The sequence below is a fragment of the Cohnella sp. 56 genome (assembly GCF_037963805.1).
Taxonomy (GTDB): domain Bacteria; phylum Bacillota; class Bacilli; order Paenibacillales; family Paenibacillaceae; genus Cohnella.
Window position 1 is genome coordinate 45,561 of the sequence record NZ_JAZDQE010000014.1, and the last position, 21,695, is coordinate 67,255.

Here is a 21,695-nt window from a genome sequence, read left to right on the forward strand (position 1 = left end):
ATCAATGATGAGTTTGGCAAAAGGCAATAGCATGGGCATCGTCCTCGCAGGACTGATGCTCGGCATCTTCGTGGCGGCGATCGACAATACGATCGTCGGCACGGCGATGGCGACGATCGTCTCCGAGCTCGGAGATTACGACAAGATCGTCTGGGTGACCTCGGCTTATCTCGTGACGGAGATGGCGGGCATGCCGATTTTCGGCAAGCTGTCGGATATGTACGGACGCAAGCGGTTTTTTATTTTCGGTATGATTATGTTCCTGCTGGGCTCGGTGCTGTGCGGCACGGCGACGAGCATCACCGAGCTGTCGATCTACCGGGCGATTCAGGGGATCGGAGGCGGGGCGCTCGTGCCGATCGCCTTCACGATCCTGTTCGATGTGATTCCGGTCGAAAAACGGGGCAGCATGTCGGGCATCTTCGGCGCCGTGTTCGGCACGTCGAGTCTGGCGGGGCCGCTGCTCGGCGCCTACATTACCGATCATGTCCATTGGCGCTGGATTTTCTACATCAACCTGCCGCTGGGACTGATCGCGCTGGCGCTGATCGTATTCGGCTACAAGGAATCCCGCGTTCATATGAAGCAGCGGATCGACTGGTGGGGAGCCGCGACACTCGTCGGCGCGGTCGTCAGCCTCATGTTCGCGCTGGAGCTGGGCGGCGGCACGTATGCCTGGGATTCGGCCCGGATCGTCTCGCTGTTCGCGGCGGCGTTCGTCCTGTTCGCGGTGTTTCTGTACGCGGAGACGAAGGCGGCCGATCCGATCGTCTCCTACAGCATGTTCAAGCAGCGGCTGTTCGCATCGAGTACGGTAGCCGGATTGTTCTACGGCGCGGCGTTCATCACGTTCGCGATGTACATCCCGATCTTCGTGCAGGGTGTCAACGGCGGTTCGGCCACGAACTCGGGGCTTATCCTGCTCCCGCTGACGCTCGGCTCCGTCGTCTCCTCGCAGATCGGCGCGTTTCTGGCGATGAAGACCTCCTACCGCAACGTCATGATTTTGTCCGCCGTCATCCTCGTGATCGGCGCCGTCCTGCTCTCCACGATCACCCCGGATACGACGAGGGCGACGCTGGTCTGGTATATGATCGTGACAGGCGTAGGCGTCGGGTTCTCGTTCTCGGTGCTCGGCATGGCGAGCATGCACGGCTTCGGCCCGAACCAGCGGGGCTCGGCGAGCTCGACGATGTCGTTCGTCCGCTCGCTCGGCATGACGGTCGGCCTGACCGTATTCGGCATCATGCAGCGCAACACGCTCGCAGGCAATCTCAAGGATGCCTTCGCAGGGTCGGATTCGTCGCAGGGCAGCGCGCTCGGCGACATTCGCCAGTCGCTGACGCCGGAGAACCGCGCGAACATCCCGGCCGACGTCCTGCACAAGATCGTAGACGCGCTGTCCGCCTCGATCTCGCACATGTTCCTCTGGTCGCTCGTGCCGGCGGGACTGGCGCTTGCCACGGTCTTCTTCATGGGGCGCTCCAAGCTCGAGATTCCCGCCAAAGGGCAGAAGCCTGACGTGGCGGCGAGCGGGCATTAAGCGCCGCATGCATTTCATATTGAGTTCATAATTCGATCGTACGATGTCAGCAGTTCAAGGCGGCGCGTCGCGGACAGCGATGCCGCAGCCGATTCAAAGGGGTGCAACGCAAATGTCAATCGCTCCACTCGCGCAAGCCGCGATCGGACGCAAAAACAACAAAGGACTCGTCCTGACGGGACTGATGCTCGGCCTGATATTCGCAGAGCTTGACGAGACGATCGTCTCCACGGCGATGCCGACGATCATCCGCGATCTTCACGGACTGCCGCTGATGGGCTGGGTGGCCGGCATCTATATGCTCGCCATGACGCTGTTCATGCCGATCCTCGGCAAGCTGGCCGACCTGTACGGCCGCAAACGCGTGTATCTGGCCTGCATCGGGCTGTTCATCGCCGGCTCGTTCGTCTGCGGTCTCGCACAGTCGATGCCAATGCTGCTCGTCGGCCGCGGCATTCAGGGGATCGGCGCAGGCGGCCTCATGCCGCTCGCGATGGTTATCCTCGGCGACACGTACGAGCTGGAGCAGCGCGCCAAGCTGCAGGCGCTGTTCGGTCCAATGATGATTCTGCCGCAGCTGCTCGGTCCGACGATCAGCGGCGAGCTCATCTCGCATGTCAACTGGCACTGGATCTTCCTCATCAACCTGCCGTTCGGACTGCTGACGGCCGCCGTCATGGGATTCGGCATGGTGGAGAAGCGCGGCGAGGAAAAGAAAAAAATCGACTGGCTCGGCGCCGCGACGCTCATGCTCGCGCTGCTGTCCCTCTTGCTCGCGCCGGTATTGATCGAGACGCAAGGATTGTCCTGGGGTTCGCCGCTGATCGTCGGCATGCTCGCCCTGTTCGTGGTCCTTACGGCGCTGCTCATCTGGATCGAACGCCGCGTGGAGGAGCCGATTATTCCGCTGCATCTGTTCCGCAACCGCAATGTCGTCGTGCTGTCGAGCATCGTGTTCATTCTGATGCTCGGCGTGATGGGCACGTTCGCCAACTTCCCGTTTTTTGCGCAGAACGTGATGGGTTTGTCGCCGAGAGCGTCAGGTTATCTCAACCTCGCATTTATGGGCGGCGCGATTCCGTTCAGCATTCTGGTCGGCTTCCTCATCACCCGGGTCGCGTACCGGACGATTTTCATCATTTCGTTTACGCTGCCGATCATCGCCCTGGTCTGCATGCTGCAATTCGGCATCGATGTCAGCGTGCTGTACGTCGTCGTCACCTTTGTCATCATGGGCGTCGGGCTCGGCGCACTGTTCGGCGGCGACAATCTGATCGTACAGGAGTCGGTGAGCAAGGATGAGAGCGGGATCGCGCTGTCGACCGTGCAGCTGTTCCAGTCGATCGGCGCGTCGATCGGTCTCAGCGTGTTCGGCTCGCTGCTGGCGGGCGATATCAAGCACGGCATCTCCGGCATCGCGGACCGGCTCCCGGCAGGAACCGCAGGCGAGATTCAGACCGGCGGCATCCCGAAGGGGCTCGCGCCGGATCTGCTCGAACAGGTGAAGACGGCGTTCTCGGGCGCGTATCACAACCTGTACGTCATCTCGATCTTCTTCGTATGCATCGCCTTCGTCCTCTGCTGGTTCCTGAAGAAGGAAGTGCTGCAGAAGCGCGAAGACGGGGATGCGCCGCTGGCGCACTGATCAGGCCGGCCGGCGCTCTGACAGTCGGCCGGCGGCAGGACGCTGCCGGGAGGCCGCATGGCATCGAAAAGATGCGATGCGGCCTTCCTGCGTCTCACGCGTCCGAATCGCGATGTTAAACTCGCGGCCTGCAAAGTGCGCGATGCGCGCGGTTCACGTCCTGGACCGGGCACAATATGCTATAATGTAATCTGCATATTGTCCAAGAGAGGAATCCGTGATTCATGAGCCAAGCGACACGCGACGAATTGAAGCAGGAAGTGGCGAAGCGCCGCACCTTCGCGATAATCTCCCACCCCGATGCGGGTAAGACGACGTTAACCGAGAAGCTGCTCCTGTACGGGGGCGCGATCCATATCGCGGGCTCCGTCAAGGCGCGCAAGGCTGCGCGCCATGCGACCTCCGACTGGATGGAGATCGAGAAGCAGCGGGGCATCTCCGTCACCTCGTCGGTCATGCAGTTCCAGTATGCCGGCAAAAACGTGAACATTCTGGACACCCCGGGTCACCAGGACTTCAGCGAGGACACGTATCGCACGCTGACCGCAGCCGACAGCGCCGTCATGCTCATCGACGTCGCCAAGGGCGTCGAGACGCAGACGATCAAGCTGTTCCAGGTATGCCGCAAGCGGGGCATTCCGATCTTCACGTTCATCAACAAGCTCGACCGCGAGGGACAGAACCCGTTCGAGCTGCTCGAGGAGATCGAGCGCGTGCTCGGCATCCGCTCGGTGCCGATGAACTGGCCGATCGGCATGGGCCGCGAGCTGTGCGGCGTGTACGACCGGATGAAGAAGCAGGTCGAGCTGTTCCAGGGCAACGACCACTCCACGATCGAGGTGCGTCCGGCGGCCGACTACAACGATCCGGCGATCCGCGAGATGGCGGGCGACTACCTCGCCGATCAGCTGGCGCAGGATCTCGAGCTGCTCGACGTGGCCGGAGATCAGTTCGACTACGACAAGGTGCGTGCAGGAGAGCTGACGCCGGTGTTCTTCGGCAGCGCCGTCAACAACTTCGGCGTGCAGACGTTCCTGGAGAACTTCCTGCAGCTCGCCCCGGCCCCGACGCCGCGCCGCACGACCGAAGGCGAGGTTGCACCCGACGACGAGAAGTTTTCCGGCTATATTTTCAAGATTCAGGCCAACATGAACCCGGCGCACCGCGACCGCATCGCCTTCCTGCGCATCTGCTCGGGCAAGTTCGAGCGGGGCATGTCCGTGAAGCATGTGCGCGCCGGCAAGGACATCAAGCTGTCCCAGCCGCAGCAGTTCCTCGCGCAGGACCGCGATATCGTCGATACGGCGTATCCCGGCGATATTATCGGCCTGTTCGATCCGGGCATTTTCCGCATCGGCGACAGCCTCGCCCAGGGCTCGAACCTGACGTTCGACGAGCTGCCTACGTTCTCCCCGGAGATCTTCGCCAAGGTGTCGGTCAAGAACGCGCTCAAGCAGAAGCAGTATCTCAAGGGCCTCGACCAGCTGACCGAGGAGGGCATGGTGCAGGTGTTCCGCTCGATCGGCCCGTTCGAGGATACGTATCTGGGCGTCGTCGGCCAGCTGCAGTTCGACGTGTTCGACTACCGCATGAAAAACGAGTACGGCGTCGAAATCCAGCTTGCCCGCACGCAGTTCCAGTTCGCGCGCTGGATCGTCGCCGACAAGCTCGACGCCTCCAAGTTCCGCATCAACTCGACACTCGTCAAGGACAAGAACGACAACAATGTCGCCCTGTTCGAAAACGAGTATGCGATGCGCACGGCAATGGAGCGGATGCCCGAAGTGAAGTTTCTGGAGACGGCGCCTTAAGAGGCGACGGGCGGCGCATGAATTTGGCGAAAGGGGCAGTCTCTCAGGTAGACGAGGGCTGTCCCTTTTGTGTGCATAGCGGCTGTCGCAGCCGGAAATCAGCCCCGACAAGCGCCAAATCGAACAACAATCGGACAACAACGAATGATCGACAAGCAGTATAATGGAAGCGGTTAACACCTAAGCGAAGGGAAATGATGATGAGCGTGAGCAAAAATCGAATCGGCCTGATCGGCTGCGGCAATATCAGCGCCATCTATTTGAAAAATTTGACGGCTTCGTCCGACGTGCAGGTCGTGGCTTGCGCCGACATCGACGTAGAACGCGCCCGCGCCCGCGCGCAAGAGTTCGGCGTCCCGAAGGCTTGCACCGTGGAAGAGCTGCTGGGCGATCCGGACATCGACATCGTCGTCAATCTGACGATCCCGGCCTCGCATGCGGATATCAGCCGCCGCGCGCTCGAAGCGGGCAAGCATGTATATCTCGAGAAGCCGCTCGCGGTCGAGCTTCAGGACGGGCGCGACGTCGTCGCGCTGGCGGAAGCCAAAGGGCTGCGCATCGCTTGCGCGCCGGAGACGTTCCTCGGCGGCGGCATCCAGACCTGCCGCAAGCTGATCGACGAAGGCGCGATCGGACGGCCGATCTCGGTGACGGGCTTCATGATGGGCAGCGGTCCCGAAGCCTGGCATCCGGACCCGGTCTTCTTCTACCAGAAGGGCGGCGGCCCGCTGTTCGACATGGGCCCGTACTACCTGACGGCGTTCGTCTTCCTGCTCGGCGGCATCCGCAGAGTGACCGCATCCGCTGCGATCTCGTTGCCCGAGCGCGTCGTCGGCAGCGGAGCGAAGAAGGGCGAGCACATTCCGGTCGAGACGCCGACGCATATCGCGGGCGTACTGGACTTCGCATCCGGCGCGGTAGGCACGCTGATCACGAGCTTCGACACCTTTGGCGGCACGAATCTGTCCAATACGATCGAGATTCACGGCACCGAAGGCACGCTGCGCGTGCCCGACCCGAATACGTTCGGCGGTCCGGTCAAGCTCCGCAAGCCGGGCGGCGACTATGAGGACGTGCCGCTCGCATTCGGCTACGACGACAATATGCGCGGCATCGGCGTCATCGACATGGCGCGCGCGATCGCGGAGGACCGTCCGCACCGCGCTTCAGGCAGACTGGCGCTGCATGTGCTCGAGACGATGCACGGCCTGCTTCAGGCATCCGCCGAAGACCGTCATATCGCGCTCGAGCCGCTGGCGGAGCGTCCGGCCATCATGCCGGAGGGCGGCTTCTAATTCCGATTTGCACATGACAGGCCCGGGCGGCATTTGCCCGGGCTTTTTTCGTGTCATCCGGGAACGTCCCACGCATCGCCCTGCAAGTGTGGCAGCACTGTTGTCATACCCGCCGCGGTTGTGGAATACTAGTCGTAATCGCGATACATAGAAGGGAAGCGCTGCGGCATGGGACAGGACTTGTGGATACGGGGCGGCAGGCTGGTGCTGCCGGATGGCGTCGTGAAGGGAGATGTGCGCGTCGCAGGCGGCCGCATTGCGGAGATTCGGGGAGAGCGCGGCGGGACAGGCGCGAAGCGGGCGGATGACGATACCCCCGTACTGGACGCAGGCGGCGCCTATGTGCTGCCGGGGCTCGTGGATATTCACTGCGACGCGATCGAAAAGGAGACCGAGCCGCGTCCGAATACGCTTTTTCCGATGGAGATGGCTTTCCTGCAATTCGAGCGCAAGCTCGCCGGGCACGGCATTACGACCATGTACCATTCGCTGTCGCTCGGCGTAGGCTTAAGCCTTCGGGGCGAGCATCTCGTCTCGGAGATGATCGGCACGATCCGGCGTCTGTCCGCGGCGCGGTCGATGATTCGTCATCGCGTTCATCTGCGGTACGAGGTGTCCCATCTGACCGGATTCGCGCTGGCCGAGCGTCTGATCCGCGAAGGTCAGATCGATTACCTGTCGTTGATGGATCATGCGCCGGGCCAAGGTCAATATCGGAGCCCCGGCGCGTTCGAGCGTTATGTAATGAAAAATCAGGGCGTCGATGCGGTGGAATGCGAGCGGATCGTGGCGGAGCTGCAGGCCCGGCGGTCGCAGATCGACTGGGAGCGGCTGAGGCGGCTGACCGAGCTCGCCAGACAGCACGGCATCGCCATCGCGTCGCATGACGACGATACGCCCGAGCAGGCGGACCGGTCGATCGCCTATGGCGCATCGGTCAGCGAGTTTCCGCTGAATATGGAGACCGCCCGCCATGCGACGGGACGCGGCATGCGCGTATGCGTAGGCGCGCCGAACATCGTGCGAGGCGGCTCCCACGACAACAACCTGACGGCGCTTGAGGCCGTCAGGGCGGGTGCGGCGGATATCGTGTGCTCGGATTATCACCCGGCGTCGCTGCTGCATGCGCTGTTCGAGATGCAAGCCCAGGGCATACCGCTTCACGAATCTGTCCGCATGGCGACACTGGCGCCTGCGACAGCGCTGGGGATCTCGACGGATGTTGGCTCGATCGAGCAGGGCAAGGCTGCGGACCTGCTGATCGTCAGGACGGTCGGACAGGTGCCGCTCGTGACACATACGCTCGTCGAAGGCACGATCGTCAGTCAAATGCAGAATTATCGGGGCGGCTAAGATGGGTACTCCTCACGTAACTGCCGCGGCATCTGCCGGCTTGGCGTCCGGGGTCGTCCCGCTTCGCGCGGCAATCTGAACGTGAAGCGTGTCGATGAGCTGTTCCCGTACTTCCTCGCTGCTGTGGGACCAGATGATCTCGAACAGTACGCCGATGCCGGGCAGCGTCACTTCCGCGTTTCCGATCGAATCCTCGATTGTCGCCCTCAGCTCTTCCTTGCTCTTGCCCGTTACTCGCTGGATGATGGCATCGCGCAGGCTGATGTTCACGGTTCGTCCTCCTAGAGAGCAATCGTCTGCGGACCGGGGTGCAGGAACCGGCCGGCGCCGCCATTAGCGTAACCGAACGGGCGGGCGGTTATCCGGGGCCGGCGTCCATGATATAATGGAAAGCACGAAGCAAGCCGGCAACAGCAAGGCAGACGAGGAGGAAGCGTTCGAACATGGCGAGAAGCAAAAAACAATTCGCCGTCATCGGGCTCGGACGGTTCGGTTCGAGCGTCGCGAAGTATTTGGCGGAGATGGGATACGAGGTGCTCGCGGTAGACGAGAGCCAGGAGCGGGTGCAGGAGATGGCGAACGTCGTCACGCATGCCGTCTCGGCGGATTCGACCGACGAGGAAGCGCTGCGTGCGCTTGGCATCCGCAACTTCGATGTCGTCGTCGTCGCGATCGGGCAGGACATCCAGGCGAGCATCCTGACGACGCTTATTCTGAAGGACCTCGGCGTACCGCGCATTATCGTGAAGGCTCAGACCGAGCTGCACGGCAAAGTATTGAACAAGATCGGCGCGGACAAGGTCGTATTCCCCGAGCGGGACATGGGCCTGCGCGTCGCGCATCATCTGATCTCTCCCAACATCATCGAGCATATCGAGCTCTCACCCGATTACAGCATCGTCGAGCTGCAGGTGCCGTCGAATATGGCGGGCAAGACGCTCAAGCAGCTCGACTTCCGCGCGAAGTACCGGTGCAATGTGATGGCGATCAAGCACGGCGGTCAGAAAATGGACGTCACCCCGCGTCCGGATCAGCCGCTCGAGCGTACGGATGTGCTCGTCATCGTCGGCAGCAACGAACAACTGACCCGATTGGAGCAGGCGTATGCGAATTTATGAACCGGCGCTGACCTCGCTCGCCAACCCGCGCGTCAAGGGGTGGGCCAAGCTGTCCGAGCGCAAATACCGCCAGCAGAGCGGACGCTTCAAGCTCGAAGGCGTACACCTGGTCAAGGAGGCGCTGAATGCCGGCTGGCCGCTTGAGGCGATTGTGTTCGACGAGGCGCATGGCTTGCCGGAGGAGCTGCTGCCGTATGCGGAGGCCGTCGATGCTGCGGGCGGAGGCGGCGGGCCGGAGTGGATTCCGGCATCGCCGGATATCATCGCGAAGTGCAGCGAGACAGAGACGCCGCAGCCGGTGTTCGCGGTAGCGCTCAAGCGGACCGCCGATGTGGCGGCGCTATTCGGCGCGGACGCTGACGGGCCGCGCGGCGGTATCGCGGCGTCCGGGCGCGGGCCGGTCGTCGTGCTCGACGGCGTGCAGGACCCCGGCAACGTCGGCACGATCGTGCGCTGCGCCGCGGCGAGCGGTGCGGCCGCCGTCGTGCTCGGGCGCGGCACGGCCGACCTGTACAACGCCAAGACGCTGCGCGCCACGATGGGCTCGCTATTCCGCGTGCCGACGATCGAGGCGGACCTGGCCGAGCTGCTGCCGGAGGCCAAGCGCCGAGGGGCGATCCTGTACGGCACGAGCCTGCAGGCGGAGGCGTCCTGCTACGACGCGGATCTGGCCGGCGGCGACGTCTGGCTGCTGTTCGGCAACGAGGGCGCGGGGCTGTCGTCGGACGCGCAGGCGCTCGTCGATCGGCCGATCATCATCCCGATGACCGGTTACGCCGAGTCGCTGAACGTCGCGATGGCCGCCACCGTGCTGCTGTTCGAGGCGCAGCGGCAGCGGCTCGTTTAACTAGTCATTCGCTGGTTGGCCCAGACGAGCGAACTGTAGCAGCAATCTGCCGCCGCCGCTTGAATTGTCATTAGATTGCAATCGTTGTTCCATACCGCTATTGTTTCTTGAAGCGAATCCTTAAGAGGGACATTCATTCTATGTCTCTTAAGGGTTCTTTTTTTTTAGCAAGATAAGAAAATATAAATTAAATAAATGGTAGAATATAGTGCGATCTAAAATTTATATAAAGCTGAACGGCTCTATACCAGTTGTCGCCAACAGGAATGTTTTTGCTTACATTCTGCAGCACTCTCTATTTTTTCTACATATGAAAGGGAGAAGATCATGAGTCAAACTAGCAGACGGCGGGCAAACTTCGGGTTTCCAAATAGATGGTTGCTCGGCAGTCTATGCTTCATACTGTTGTTCGGCGGCGTCCTCGCAATCGGCCCCAGGGAAACGTATGCGGCCGACCGTACTGTAACGACGTGGGGCGAACTGACCGATGCATTCGCAAACGCGCCTAGCGGCGATACGATCGTGTTGGGCGACCAGATTACACAGGCGTCGGGTACGCTGGCCTTGCCTTCCGGAAAAAGCCTGACATTGAATCTTAAGGGTTATACGCTGTCGATTACGGCACCCTCCTTCAGCGATCAGTCAGCGCTCAGGGTCGTTGCGGGTACAACACTCACGATTGTAGACACGCTCGGAGGCGGGACGTTGAACGCAACGGGAGGTTCGGGCGGCTACGGCGCAGGCATCGGATCGCCGTACCAGCAAGCGACCGGAACGATCATTATCAATGGCGGCACGATCAATGCAACCGGAGCCAGCAACGGCTCGGCCGGCATCGGCGGCGGGCATCTGGGAGCGGGCGGTACGGTAACGATCAACGGCGGCACTGTCAATGCAACCGGCAATAACGGCGGCTCCGGCATCGGCGGCGGGTATCAAGGAGCGGGCGGTACGGTGACGATCAACGGCGGAATCGTCAATGCGACCGGCAATAACGGCGGCGCAGGGATCGGCGGCGGATATGGCGCGCCCGGCGCAGCGGTGACGATCACCGGGGGCGTCGTTACGCCTTCTACCGGCAACGTTCCTAGTTTCTCTGCGATCGGTCCCGGCTCGACCAACTCCACTTTCGGTTCTTTGAGCAACAGCGGCACGATCGTCATACCGAGCGGTCAAAGACTGGTTATCCCGGCCGGAATTACATTTGAGAATTCGGGCACGATTGAGGGCACCGGTTCGCTTCGTGGCGCTGGCACCATCCAAAATACGGGGACGATCAGCAGCCCCGTAACAGGCGTGACGGTCAGCGGCAATGCGTACGATCTATCGTTCAACCTGAATGGCGCACCGGGCACGCCGCCGGCCTCGCTGCATGTATTGGCCTCGACGGTGCAAGCCGCAGGGCTGAGCTTGACGAGCCCCAGTCCTGCGGGCTACGAGTTTGATGGATGGTACACGCTTGACGGCGTTCCGTTTACGGATACGACTCCGATCGGCTCGATTACGAATACGAGCAGCGCGACGCTTTATGCCCACTGGAAAGCAAGCAACATTGTATCCGTCGCCTCGGTGTCGGATATTCGTGTGCCCTACGGTACGATGCAGAGCGGGATTGGACTGCCCAGCAGCGTCAACGTATCGCTCAGTAACGGAACCTCGAAGCCGGCGGCTGTAACATGGGACGGAGGCGCTCCGGTATATGATGGGGAGAAGCCGGGAACCTATGCTTTTACCGGGACGTTGACTGCACCATCAGGTTCGGTCAACTCGGACGGCAAGACGGCGAGCGTCAATGTAGTGGTGGAGCTGCCGACGGTGTCGACGGTAGGCACGCTGACGGATATTCATGTGCCGTATGGCACGACGTTAGGCGCAGCGGGACTGCCGGACACGGTAAATGTGACGCTGAGCAGCGGGGAAACGAAGTCGGCTTCGGTGAGTTGGAACGGCGGCACGCCGACATATGACGGGACGAAGCCGGGTACGTATGCGTTCGTCGGTACGCTGACGGCCCCGACGGGCTCGACGAATCCGGGCGGCAAGACGGCGAGCGTCAATGTGATCGTCGCTTTGCCGACGGTGTCGACGGTAGAAACCCTAACCGCCCTTTATGTGCCATACGGCACGAAGCTGGAAGACGCGGGACTACCTGCTGCGGTAGATGTGACCTTGAGCAGCGGGGACACCAAGTCGGCATCGGTGACGTGGAACGGCGGTACGCCGACGTATGACGAGACGAAGCCGGGCACGTATGCGTTCGTCGGTACGCTGACGGCCCCGACGGGTTCGACGAATCCGGGCGGCAAGACGGCGAGCGTGAATGTAGTGGTGGAGCTGCCGACTGTGTCGACGGTAGGAGCGCTGACGGATATTCATGTGCCGTATGGCACGATTTTAGGTGAAGCGGGGTTGCCTTCGACAGTAGACGTAACACTGAGCAGTGGGGACACCAAGTCGGCATCGGTAACGTGGAACGGCGGCACGCCGACATATGACGGGACGAAGCCGGGTACGTATGCGTTCGTCGGTACGCTGACGGCCCCGACGGGCTCGACGAATCCGGGCGGCAAGACGGCGAGCGTCAATGTGATCGTCGCTTTGCCGACGGTGTCGACGGTAGAAACCCTAACCGCCCTTCATGTGCCATACGGCACGAAGCTGGAAGACGCGGGACTACCTGCTGCGGTAGATGTGACCTTGAGCAGCGGGGACACCAAGTCGGCATCGGTGACGTGGAACGGCGGTACGCCGACGTATGACGAGACGAAGCCGGGCACTTATGCGTTCGTCGGTACGCTGACGGCCCCGACGGGCTCGACGAATCCGGGCGGCAAAACGGCGAGCGTCAATATTATCGTTGAGTTGCCGACGATATCGTCGGTAGGCACGCTCGCCGACATCCATGCGCCATATGGTACAAAACTGGAAGACGTAGGTATGCCTGCTACGGTTGATGTAACGCTAAGTAGCGGGGATACCAAGTCGGCTTTGGTGACGTGGAACGGCGGCACGCCGACGTATGACGAGACGAAGCCGGGCACGTATGCATTTGTCGGTACGCTGACGGCGCCGACGGGTTCGACGAATCCGGGCAGCAAGACGGCGAGCATCAATATTATTGTTGAGCTGCCGACAGTGTCGACGGTAGAAACTCTAACCGACCTTCATGTGCCATACGGCACGAAGCTGGAAGACGCAGGGCTGCCAGCCACAGTAAATGTAACCCTGAGCAGTGGGGACATCAAGTCGGCGACGGTGACTTGGAACGGCGGAACGCCGGCGTACGACGGGACGAAGCCGGGTACGTATTCTTTTGTTGGTACGTTGACGGCGCCGACGGGTTCGACGAATCCGACTAATAAGACGGCGAGCATCAACGTTATCGTCGAGCTGCCGACAGTGTCGACGGTAGAAACCCTAACCGACCTTCATGTGCCATGCGGCACGAAGCTGGAAGACGCAGGGCTGCCAGCCACGGTAAATGTAACCCTGAGCAGTGGGGACACCAAGTCGGCATCGGTGACGTGGAACGGCGGCACGCCGACATATGACGGGACGAAGCCGGGTACGTATGCATTTGTTGGTACGCTGACGGTGCCTACGGGTTCGACGAATCCGGGCGGCAAGACGGCGAGCGTCAATATTATTGTTGAGTTGCCGACGGTGTCGTCGGTAGTCACGCTCGCCGATATCCATGTGCCATATGGTACAAAACTGGAAGACGTCGGGATGCCTGCTGCGGTTGATGTAACGCTAAGTAGCGGGGATACCAAGTCGGCTTTGGTGACATGGAACGGCGGTACGCCGATGTATGACGAGACGAAGCCGGGTACGTATGCGTTCGTCGGTACGCTGACGGCCCCGACGGGCTCGACGAATCCGGGCAGCAAGACGGCGGGCATCAATATTATTGTTGAGCTGCCGACAGTGTCGACGGTAGAAACTCTAACCGACCTTCATGTGCCATACGGCACGAAGCTGGAAGACGCGGGGCTGCCGACTACTGTCGAGGTCACACTGAGCAGCGGGGACACTAAGTCGGCATCGGTGACTTGGAACGGCGGAACGCCGGCGTACGACGGGACGAAGCCGGGTACGTATGCATTTATCGGAACGCTGACGGCGCCGACGGGTTCGACGAATCCGGGCGGCAAGACGGCGAGCGTCAATATTATTGTTGAGTTGCCGACGGTGTCGACGGTAGAAACCCTAACCGACCTTCATGTGCCATACGGCACGAAGCTGGAAGACGCAGGGCTGCCAGCCACGGTAAATGTAACCCTGAGCAGCGGGGACATCAAGTCGGCGACGGTGACTTGGAACGGCGGAACGCCGGCGTACGACGGGACGAAGCCGGGTACGTATGCATTTATCGGAACGCTGACGGCGCCGACGGGTTCGACGAATCCGACTAATAAGACCGCGAGCATCAACGTTATCGTCGAGCTGCCGACGTTATCGTCGGTAGTCACGCTCGCCGACATCCATGTGCCATATGGTACAAAACTGGAAGACGTCGGGATGCCTGCTGCGGTTGATGTGACCTTGAGCAGCGGGGATACCAAGTCGGCTTTGGTGACATGGAACGGCGGCACGCCGGCGTATGACGGGACAAAACCGGGTACGTATGCATTTGTTGGTACGCTGACAACGCCAACGGGTTCGACGAATCCGGGCGGCAAGACGGCGAGCGTCAATATTATTGTTGAGTTGCCGACGGTGTCGACGGTAGAAACTCTAACCGACCTTCATGTGCCATACGGCACGAAGCTGGAAGACGCGGGACTACCCGCTGCGGTAGATGTGACCTTGAGCAGCGGAGATGCCAAGTCGGCTTTGGTGACATGGAATGGCGGTACGCCGACGTATGACGAGACGAAGCCGGGCACGTATGCTTTTGTTGGTACACTGACGGCGCCGACCGGATCGATCAACCCGGACGGCAAGACGGCGAGCGTGAATGTAGTGGTGGAGCTGCCGACGGTGTCAACGGTAGGCACGCTCGCCGATATTCATGTGCCATATGGCACGACGTTGGGTGCCGCGGAGCTGCCGACTACTGTCGATGTGATGCTAAGCAGTGGAGACACCAAGTCGGCATCGGTGACGTGGAACGGCGGAATGCCGTCGTACGACGGGACGAAGCCGGGCATGTATGCATTTATCGGTACGCTGACGACGCCGACGGGATCGACCAACCCGGAGGACAAGACGGCGAGTGTCAATGTGATCGTCGCTTTGCCGACGGTGTCGACGGTAGGAACGCTTACCGATCTTCATGTACCGTATGGCACGATTTTAGGTGACGCTGAGTTGCCTTCGACAGTAGACGTAACATTGAGCAGCGGGGACACCAAATCGGCATCGGTGACGTGGAACGGCGGCACGCCGACATATGACGGGACAAAACCGGGTACGTATGCTTTTGTTGGTACGCTGACGGCGCCGACGGGTTCGACGAATCCGGGCGGCAAGACGGCGAGCGTCAATATTATTGTTGAGTTGCCGACGGTGTCGACGGTAGGAACGCTGACGGATATTGATGTGCCGTATGGCACGACGTTAGGTGCAGCTGGGCTGCCGACTACTGTCGATGTGACCTTGAGCAGCGGGGACACCAAGTCGGCATCGGTGACGTGGAACGGCGGTACGCCGACGTATGACGAGACGAAGCCAGGCACGTATGCGTTCGTCGGTACGCTGACGGCGCCGACGGGTTCGACGAATCCGGGCGGCAAGACGGCGAGCGTCAATATTATTGTTGAGTTGCCGACGGTGTCGACGGTAGAAACCCTAACCGACCTTCATGTGCCATACGGCACGAAGCTGGAAGACGCAGGGCTGCCAGCCACGGTAAATGTAACCCTGAGCAGCGGGGACACCAAGTCGGCGACGGTGAGTTGGAACGGCGGCACGCCGACATATGACGGGACAAAACCGGGTACGTATGCTTTTGTTGGTACGCTGACGGCGCCGACGGGTTCGACGAATCCGACTAATAAGACGGCGAGCATCAACGTTATCGTCGAGCTGCCGACAGTGTCGACGGTAGAAACCCTAACCGACCTTCATGTGCCATACGGCACGAAGCTGGAAGACGCAGGGCTGCCGGCAACGGTAGATGTAACGCTGAGCAGCGGAGATACTATGTCGGCTTCGGTGACATGGAACGGCGGAACGCCGGCCTACGACGGGACGAAGCCGGGCACGTATGCATTTGTCGGTACGGTCACGGCACCGACAGGTTCAACGAATCCGGACGGCAAGACGGCGAATGTCCATGTGCTTGTAGACTTCGCTCCGACTCCGGCACCTTCGGATCCCTCGCGTATCGTAGTCAACTGCGGAATCGGTGTGTGCACGATAGGTTTGGGGGACAAGGCGAATGTTTCTGTTCCGGCCAATGCGATTCCCCGCCCCTTCGTGCTGACGCTGGAGATGCTTGATGCGAATGAACCGCGTCTGCCCGACGGGGCATTGGCGCTGAGCAAGATATTCCGCCTGAGCAAAAATATCGAAGAACCGCTTCAAGCGCAGATGTCGCTGCAAATCAGGCTCGATTCCATAACGATCGGGGAAGCTCGCAGAGCCGCCTTGTTCGCATACGACGATAAGGCAAACAAGTGGATAGAAATAGACGGAAGTCTCAATGGTGATGTGTTTGCCGTTCAAACGAACCGGTTTGCAGCATTTGCCGTCCTCTCGGTTGCCAAACAGACAACCCAACCGGAGGTGCCTGCCATCCAGCTTAGTGACGTATCCGGTCATTGGGCGAAGACCGAGATCGAAGCGGCGGTTAGCAAAGGAATTTTGACCGGGTATCAAGACGGCACTTTCCGTCCGAATCAACAGGTGTCGCGCGTAGAGTTTACTGTAATGTTAAACCGCGCGTTGAAGCTGAGCGGCGGCGCAACCGAAAGCGCAGAGCCGGAGGCGTTTGCGGATGCGGCAAGCATTCCGGCATGGGCGCGTTCGTCCGTTGCCGAAGCGGCGGCGCAGGGGCTGATCCAAGGCTTTGCGGACGGAACGTTCCGGCCGGGAGCGCTCATGAGCCGGGCGGAGCTGGCGGTCATCGCAGCGCGTGCGCTCCAGCTGCCGGAATCGTCTGAGGCGGCGCTATCGTTCGCGGATGCGAACGACATTCCGGCGTGGGCGAAGGCGGCGGTCGCGTCCGCACAGCAAGCCGGGCTGATGAAGGGCAAAGAGGGGAACCAATTTGCTCCCCTCGCGTCCGTAACGCGGGCGGAAGCTGCCGTGCTAATAATGAGAATGATCGAGCTGTTGTAGAAAATACGAATGACTACGGCATGCAGGGCTTGAATATGAACCCTACGATAACAGCTAGATTCCCGTACCGACAGGAGGAAAAGGTGAGACGGCGAATGGAGAGACTGTAAGGTCAATATAGAGCGCTGCTGTTCACTTTGGCATACCAGCTGACAGGTTCGGCCGTGGACCATGCTCATGCTGCTCGAACGGCTGACGCCGACGGAGGCGGGAAAGTCAAAGCGTTCAGGCAGCGATGCGGACATTGTCATCCGTTCGGGAGACGAGACAGTGGCCGCCTTGTTCCTGCAACTCCGACACGGAAAGATTGCGAGCGTGTATGCCGTGCGCAACCCGGATAAGCTTGCCCGAGTGTAGGCGTTGACGAGTCGAATCTATTGCGAGGAGAGTGATGACGATGCTGCTGCCGTCCCTTGAACTGATACGTGACGTCGAAGCTTCGGAGATCGATTATATGACCGACCGTATGCTTGCCATCCGGGACAGACCCGGCAATCCGGAAGGCGCGGAGATCCGTCAATTCGGGAATGCCGTCTGCTACTACAGCAGGACGATGCCATGGCTCTCGTTCAACACGGTGAAGGGGTTAACGGCCGACGACGTTGAATTTATCGAGCCCATCGTGGCATTTTATCGCGACAGGGGGCGGAAGTTCCAATTCGAAGTGGTCCCCTCGTTGGCGGATCAGACGCTACTTAAGAGATTGGCGGATGTCGGGTTGTATCAATCCGGATTCCACGCATCTCTAGTGGCGCAGCCGGAGGCTATGACGCAGGATCACCCGGGAGCGATCGCCGTGTGGGAGCTTCGGGAGGATCAATTCGATCTGTATGCGGCCATTCATTGTCGAGGAACGGGATTGTCCGACGACGGCATTCCGTATGTGGCCGCCAACAATCGGGTGCTGTACAACCGTCCGGGCTGGAAGTTTTATATCGCATTCGTCGATGAAGAGCCTGCCGCCGTCAGCGTTCTTTTTATAAAAAACAACAGGGCGTCCTTCACGTTCGCGGCCACGCTGCCGTCGTACAGGAAAATGGGCCTGCACCGCCTGCTGCTGGAAAGAAGACTGCAAGAGGCGGTGCGCAACGAATGCGGCATAGCGGTGAGCCAATGTGCGTTCTTGTCCCAAAGCCATCGCAATATGGAGCGCGTCGGGATGAAGCTCGGGTATGTAAGGGCTTCGTGGACGGAGAAGTAGCAACAATACAGTTATATTGTGCCGACCAAACAGCAGATCGCCCACCCTAACGGTACCATTCGCGAGGCGGGCGATCTCTTTTTAAGTCGGCTTGTTCGCTTTTCTGTAGTTCGCCGGCGTGATTCCGTATTTCTTTTTGAAGGCGACGTAGAACGTGTTCAGCGAAGTAAATCCGTACTTCTGTATGATCGGCTCGATCGGCGCGTCGCTGGACACCAGCTCCTCGCAGATGATGTTCAGGCGCTGCTCGGTAATCGAGTCGGTTATGGAGCGGCCTGTCTCCAGCTTGTACAGATTGCGCAAGTAATTGACGGACAGGCCCAACTCGTCGGCGATCGCCTTGGTCGTCAGATTAGGATCGGTCAGACGCGCGCCGATCCAGCCGTCCACTTCGTCTGCGAGCCCCGCTTTTTTGGAGGCGTTGCGGACGACGGCGAGTTCCTCGACGGCCCTTATGGACAGCTCTGTCATCCATTGGCCGACAGCTTCCAGCGTTTCCAGCTGAATGATCTGATTTTCCACGGAGGTTAACCCCCAGGCGCTGGACAGCGTTAGATGCGGGGAACTGTCCTGCAGCGCACGGCGGATGTGCATGAAAAAAGTAATGAGCGACATTTTGCATTCAAAGTACGGTCTGTCCCGCAGCGAGGCGAGAGCCGTCCCGATCTGGCTCTGCAGCGATTGCGAATCCGCTCGCTGAATCGCTTGGCCGATCTGGCGCTCCAGCTCGATCGGCAGATGGTACATCTCGTTCGGGCTACCGTCCGCATATTCTTCGATCGCGATCGCCCCATGTCCCATCCTGAATCTTTCCTGCGTCATCTCATAAGCGGCCATATACCCCTCATGCAGCTCTCCCAAGCCCTCCAGGTGCTTGCCGCAAGCGACCGTCGTACCGATGGACAAATAATGAACCAATAACCGCTGCGTCTCTCTCAGATGCGACACATACGCCGAAGCCGATTGGCCCTTGTCTACCGGTACGATGACAGCGATGTGGTCTGCGCCCATATCGGCCGTCCGGACGGGCGCATGGATCGCGCCGCCCAGCGATTCCTCGATAATGTTGGCCATGGCGAAGCGCATCAGCCGCCGGTCCTTTTCCGAATAGCGCTTCACGAAGTCCGAGAATCCGTCGATCCGGAAGATCGCGACGGACAGACTGTCTTCGGGCAGCGTCAGCTCCAGCTCGCGATAGCGGGCCCGGATATCGGCAGGCGAGAGCGCATGCCCTCCGAGCAGCTCGCGGATGAAGCGTTCGCGGGCCATGAAGAGGTCTTGTCTGCCCGACGCCGTCAAGGCATGGATCTGCTCTACTTGCGACTCGAATACATGGGACAAGTAGACCAGCTCGTTGGCTTCGCCATCCTTATCCGGCGCCGGCGAACGGTGCTGCTTCATAACGTTCTGAACCAGCTCGTGGATCGGCGAATATACCCTTCTGGACAGCATCACGATGACGGCGAGCGAGGCGAAGAACAGACCGAAAAAGAGGATCAAGGTCAAATTCCTGAGGAGGATGATCTTGCTCAGGATGACGGACTTCGGGATCGTCTCGTAAAATCGCCAATTCTGAATGCCGTTGATGGAAGTGGTCGCATAGACGAGCAGCTGCTCCGCCCGGCCCGCAGGCTTATACAGCCGCCAGCCGTTGCTGCCGTTGCCCGCGTCGCCGATCTCGCGGATCTGATCGCCGCTTAGCGTATCGGTGCTGAACACGACCTCGTTTTTGTCGTTCAGCACGAATATATCCGTCTTCAAGAAGCTGCTGTTGTTTTGAAGAAGCGCCATGATGCGATCAGCATCCACATTGAGGACGAACGCCGAGATGGACTTGCCGGTCTCGTACGGGATAATGGCCGTAATGACCCTTTTGTTCTGGTCCGTGCTGAGCGGCAGATCGATAGTCCGGGGAATCAGGAAGGCGCCGTCCGTAATCTTGCGGGCGCGAAGCTTGTCCAGCACCTCCTGGTCGTAGAAGCCGTCCAGATCCGTCAGACCCAATCGGGAATCGAGCACGGCTCCGGTATAGTCATTGATCAAGTACACGGAATCGATGGACGGGTTTCCGTTTTTGACGCTCATCAGCCGGTTCCAGATCGTATAGGTGTCGAAGTCGCTGTGCGACTCCGACAGGGCGTACGACTCCATCTGCACGTCCGAGCTAGAGGTGTACGCATAGTTCATTGACCATTCCATCAGTTGTGCCGTATTGCCGGCGCTGTTGACGAGCAGCGATTCGGAGTGATCGCCGATTTCCGTGAGCAGCGTTTTCGAAGATAGCCAGTAGAGGGCGACCAGCGAGACCGCCAGCACGAGTACCGTGGCGCTTACAAAATAAACGATGAGTTTCATGAAAGTAGAGCGTTGCTTCATTGCCTTCCAGCGCAGCGGTTTGAACCAAGCCATCCAAGCCATCAGACTTCCCCCGAATGCATGTGACTCTATAAGGTAGATCAATTGTAGCACAAGATTCCGCCCCGTCTACGGAGATCGATGGTTTTCGCAAAGGGTGATGCATTCGGGAAACAGGCGTATCCATGCTTGCGGGAAGCGGCGTTATATCCTGGAATTGCGGGGACTGCCGCGACTTGATAGGGTTGGTCACAGACAAACGACATCGCGATGGACGACGAGGGGGTAGGATGGAATGCCGAACGGACGAGGACGGGGGATGCGCTACAAGCTCACGCAAATCGCGCGCAATCCTTTTCTATATGGGATGGCTGTGCCGGGTTTGCTTTTCTTTCTCATCTTCAGCTACTTTCCGATTTACGGGATTTTGATTGCATTCAAAAATTACGATTTTCAAAAAGGCATTACCGGAAGCGAATGGGCCGGCTTTAAAAACTTCAATTACTTTTTCACGTCGGACGACTTCTGGACGATTCTGCGCAACACGCTGCTGCTGAACATCATGTTCATCGTGTTCACGACGGTGGCCGCTGTCATCATCTCGCTTATGTTCAACGAGATTCGCAACAAATACTTTAAACGGATTTCTCAGTCGCTAATTTTCCTTCCTTACTTCATGTCGTGGATCGTCATAGGCATGCTGGTGCAGTCCTTCCTCGGCGGCGAGCAGCCTCCTGTGAACGCATGGCTCGAGAGTCTGGGGTTGGCGCCGGTCAACTGGATGTACGAATCGGCACTGTGGCCGTGGCTGTTGACCGTCATCCGGGTATGGCAGGGAGCGGGCTATCTGTCCATCATCTTCCTGGCGGCGATTACCGGCATCTCCGAGGATCTGTACGAGGCGGCGCGGATCGACGGCGCATCCAAATTGCAGATCATGATGCGGATCACGCTGCCGCTGCTCGTGCCGACGATTATGATTATGACGCTGCTGGCCGTGGGACGCATTTTCAACGGGGACTTCGCGATGATCTACGCGATCATCGGGGACAATTCCCTGCTGTATCCGACGACCGACGTTATCGACACATTCGTATTCCGCTCGATGCGCCAGCTGCACGACTTCGGCATGTCGTCTGCCGTGGGCTTGTTCCAGTCCGTCATGGGCCTCGTCTTCGTCATTGCCGCCAACTGGATCACGCGCCGAATATCCAAAGAATCTGCATTGTTCTAGGAGGGA

At 59.8% G+C, this 21,695-nt stretch carries 11 protein-coding genes and 1 pseudogene; 10 read left to right on the plus strand and 2 right to left on the minus strand.

Going from position 1 to position 21,695, the window contains the following annotated elements:
* The first annotated feature begins 7 nt into the window (after positions 1 to 7).
* From VQ071_RS21860 to VQ071_RS21880, 5 genes are all read left to right on the plus strand, one after another.
* The gene (locus VQ071_RS21860; RefSeq protein ID WP_340516355.1) at positions 8 to 1,543 is read left to right on the plus strand and encodes an MDR family MFS transporter; all 1,536 of its coding nucleotides are present in this window, start codon (positions 8 to 10) and stop codon (positions 1,541 to 1,543) included.
* Between the two features lie 112 nt (positions 1,544 to 1,655).
* The gene (locus VQ071_RS21865) at positions 1,656 to 3,188 is read left to right on the plus strand and encodes an MDR family MFS transporter (RefSeq protein ID WP_340516356.1); all 1,533 of its coding nucleotides are present in this window, start codon (positions 1,656 to 1,658) and stop codon (positions 3,186 to 3,188) included.
* A 224-nt stretch (positions 3,189 to 3,412) separates the two neighbouring features.
* Positions 3,413 to 4,999, plus strand: coding sequence for a peptide chain release factor 3 (locus VQ071_RS21870; RefSeq protein WP_340516357.1), 1,587 nt, complete (start codon positions 3,413 to 3,415; stop codon positions 4,997 to 4,999).
* A 206-nt stretch (positions 5,000 to 5,205) separates the two neighbouring features.
* Positions 5,206 to 6,294 carry a Gfo/Idh/MocA family protein gene (locus tag VQ071_RS21875; protein WP_340516460.1) on the plus strand — a complete coding sequence of 363 codons (1,089 nt, stop codon included), beginning with the start codon at positions 5,206 to 5,208 and terminating at the stop codon, positions 6,292 to 6,294.
* Positions 6,295 to 6,462: 168 nt separating this feature from the next.
* A complete protein-coding gene (locus VQ071_RS21880; protein ID WP_340516358.1) occupies positions 6,463 to 7,647 on the plus strand; it encodes an alpha-D-ribose 1-methylphosphonate 5-triphosphate diphosphatase in 1,185 nt (394 codons plus the stop codon).
* Between the two features lie 12 nt (positions 7,648 to 7,659).
* Here the strand turns inward: VQ071_RS21880 and sspI are convergent, their stop codons facing one another.
* The gene (sspI, locus tag VQ071_RS21885; protein ID WP_340516359.1) at positions 7,660 to 7,917 is read right to left on the minus strand and encodes a small acid-soluble spore protein SspI; all 258 of its coding nucleotides are present in this window, start codon (positions 7,915 to 7,917) and stop codon (positions 7,660 to 7,662) included.
* Positions 7,918 to 8,081: 164 nt separating this feature from the next.
* Between sspI and VQ071_RS21890 the strand changes: the two are divergent.
* The 4 genes and pseudogenes from VQ071_RS21890 to VQ071_RS21905 form a co-directional block, all read left to right on the plus strand.
* Positions 8,082 to 8,765 (plus strand): annotated as a pseudogene (locus tag VQ071_RS21890) (potassium channel family protein); the annotation flags it as partial.
* Positions 8,752 to 9,612: a TrmH family RNA methyltransferase gene (locus VQ071_RS21895; RefSeq protein WP_340516360.1), complete on the plus strand. Its 861-nt coding sequence runs from the start codon at positions 8,752 to 8,754 to the stop codon at positions 9,610 to 9,612. The pseudogene VQ071_RS21890 and the gene VQ071_RS21895, both read left to right, overlap by 14 nt.
* 705 nt (positions 9,613 to 10,317) lie before the next feature.
* A complete protein-coding gene (locus tag VQ071_RS21900) occupies positions 10,318 to 16,899 on the plus strand; it encodes an Ig-like domain-containing protein (RefSeq protein WP_340516361.1) in 6,582 nt (2,193 codons plus the stop codon).
* Between the two features lie 397 nt (positions 16,900 to 17,296).
* Positions 17,297 to 18,100, plus strand: coding sequence for a GNAT family N-acetyltransferase (locus VQ071_RS21905; protein ID WP_340516362.1), 804 nt, complete (start codon positions 17,297 to 17,299; stop codon positions 18,098 to 18,100).
* An 81-nt stretch (positions 18,101 to 18,181) separates the two neighbouring features.
* On the opposite strand, the gene VQ071_RS21910 is transcribed toward VQ071_RS21905, so the two are convergent.
* Positions 18,182 to 20,518 carry a helix-turn-helix transcriptional regulator gene (locus tag VQ071_RS21910; RefSeq protein ID WP_340516363.1) on the minus strand — a complete coding sequence of 779 codons (2,337 nt, stop codon included), beginning with the start codon at positions 20,516 to 20,518 and terminating at the stop codon, positions 18,182 to 18,184.
* Between the two features lie 232 nt (positions 20,519 to 20,750).
* On the opposite strand from VQ071_RS21910, the gene VQ071_RS21915 reads away from it, so the two are divergent.
* A complete protein-coding gene (locus VQ071_RS21915) occupies positions 20,751 to 21,689 on the plus strand; it encodes an ABC transporter permease (RefSeq protein WP_340516364.1) in 939 nt (312 codons plus the stop codon).
* Positions 21,690 to 21,695: the final 6 nt, after the last annotated feature.

Excerpts from the sequence above, each read along its gene's own strand:
- VQ071_RS21880 (WP_340516358.1), top strand. The coding sequence starts at position 6,463 with ATGGGACAGGACTTGTGGATACGGGGCGGCAGGCTGGTGCTGCCGGAT.
- VQ071_RS21915 (WP_340516364.1), top strand. The coding sequence starts at position 20,751 with ATGCCGAACGGACGAGGACGGGGGATGCGCTACAAGCTCACGCAAATC.
- VQ071_RS21905 (WP_340516362.1), top strand. The coding sequence starts at position 17,297 with ATGCTGCTGCCGTCCCTTGAACTGATACGTGACGTCGAAGCTTCGGAG.
- VQ071_RS21910 (WP_340516363.1), bottom strand. The coding sequence starts at position 20,518 with ATGGCTTGGATGGCTTGGTTCAAACCGCTGCGCTGGAAGGCAATGAAG.
- VQ071_RS21870 (WP_340516357.1), top strand. The coding sequence starts at position 3,413 with ATGAGCCAAGCGACACGCGACGAATTGAAGCAGGAAGTGGCGAAGCGC.
- VQ071_RS21860 (WP_340516355.1), top strand. The coding sequence starts at position 8 with ATGAGTTTGGCAAAAGGCAATAGCATGGGCATCGTCCTCGCAGGACTG.
- VQ071_RS21895 (WP_340516360.1), top strand. The coding sequence starts at position 8,752 with ATGCGAATTTATGAACCGGCGCTGACCTCGCTCGCCAACCCGCGCGTC.
- VQ071_RS21865 (WP_340516356.1), top strand. The coding sequence starts at position 1,656 with ATGTCAATCGCTCCACTCGCGCAAGCCGCGATCGGACGCAAAAACAAC.